The organism is Martinezella sp. CNPSo 3795, from assembly GCF_057784475.1.
Genome location: NZ_JBXSOQ010000032.1, coordinates 1 through 1,494, shown reverse-complemented (window position 1 = coordinate 1,494; position 1,494 = coordinate 1). Strand labels below are relative to the sequence as shown.

The following is a 1,494-nucleotide window of genomic DNA, read 5'->3' as shown; positions in this document are numbered from 1 at the left end:
GCCTCGAACATGGAGTAATCGCGGCGCGATCTCGCCCTGGCTTTTTGTGCTAGCGGGGGTGGTTGCCCCCGATAAGATGGAAAAAGGGCTCTCGATTGGAACCGGGCCCAAACATCGGATGGAGGCAACCATGAACCAGTATATTGGGCTTGATGTTTCATTGAAAGATACCGCGATATCGATCCGGGAGAACGGCAAGCGGATCTGGCGGGGGAAGTGCCCTTCGGATCCAAAACTTCTGGCAGAGATGATCCGCAGGCATGCTCCCCGCGCTCGGCGCGTCGTATTCGAAACGGGACCGCTGTCGACGTGGTTCTATCACGCGTTGACGACCGAGGGGGTTCCTGCGATCTGCATTGAAGCGCGGCACGCACAAAAGGTATTGAACGAGACGCTCAACAAGACCGATACCAATGATGCGGACGGCTTGGCGCAACTCGCTGAAGCGGGTTTTTACAAAGCGGTTCGCGTCAAGTCGTTTGACGCCATGATGGCCCGCACGTTGGTGGCTGCCCGCGCACAGCTTTTGAACATCTCAACACAACTCGGCAATCAAATCCGCGGCCTGATGAAGACCTTCGGCCTGATCATCCCGAAAGCGAAGGGTCGAGTATTTGATGGCGATGTGCGGAAGCTTTTGGATGGGAACAACGAGCTTGCAAAAGTTATCTTGCCTCTTTTGGAGGCGTGGCACGATCTCCGAAAGCGCGCAGCTGATCTCAGTCGCCAGTTGCTGGTGGTGGCGCGTGAGAGCCAAGCTACGAAGCTACTGATGACAATCCCAGGCATCGGGGTTGTCACGGCGGTATCCTACGTTACGGCAATTGAAGATCCAGGAAACTTTCGAACGTCGCGCTCGGTGGGCGCCTGGCTCGGGTTGACAACCCGGCGCTACCAATCAGGCGAGGTCGATTATGACGGCCATATCTCGCGCAGGGGTGACAATCGCTTACGTGGGTTGCTTTACGAAGCGGCGACAACGCTGCTGACGAGAACCAGTGCCAGGACCGAGAGCAGTCTCAAGAGTTGGGGACTTAAGCTGCGCGAGCGACTCGGCTTCAAGCGGGCCGCTGTGGCCGTGGCCCGGAAACTCGCGGTCATCATGCACAGCATGCTCAAGACGGCAGAAGTGTTCAACGCATCGGCTGGCGCCACCGTATAGGAGACGCCCAGTCGTCGTCCCTCAGCGCGCCATCTAACTCTGGGCGCTGAGCGTCCCTGCTGCGGACGTGGGCAGGATCATTCCGCTTCTAGTGGCTGCAGCTCGTTGAGACTGCGTCTCGAACATAGGAAGATCCCACCTGCGAAGACCATTGTGCGGCGGCATTTGCCGACCGCGGAGACAACCCTGCGCCCAGCACTGGATAGCTCAGTACGACATGGCCGGAGAGGGCAGATCCACTCAATCGGTTCGGCCGCGTTGCCTGTCCCGCAAGCCGGCAAGGTCGTTCAATGCCAAAACCAGCTTGACGGATGGAATGCGATTAGACAACC

Annotated in this window: 1 protein-coding gene; it reads left to right on the top strand. The window is 58.2% G+C overall.

The features are described 5' to 3' along the window. Window positions 1–130 precede the first annotated feature (130 nt). Window positions 131–1,162, top strand: coding sequence for an IS110 family RNA-guided transposase (locus tag AC13QY_RS32040; protein WP_113353887.1), 1,032 nt, complete (start codon window positions 131–133; stop codon window positions 1,160–1,162). The last annotated feature ends 332 nt before the right edge of the window (window positions 1,163–1,494 follow it).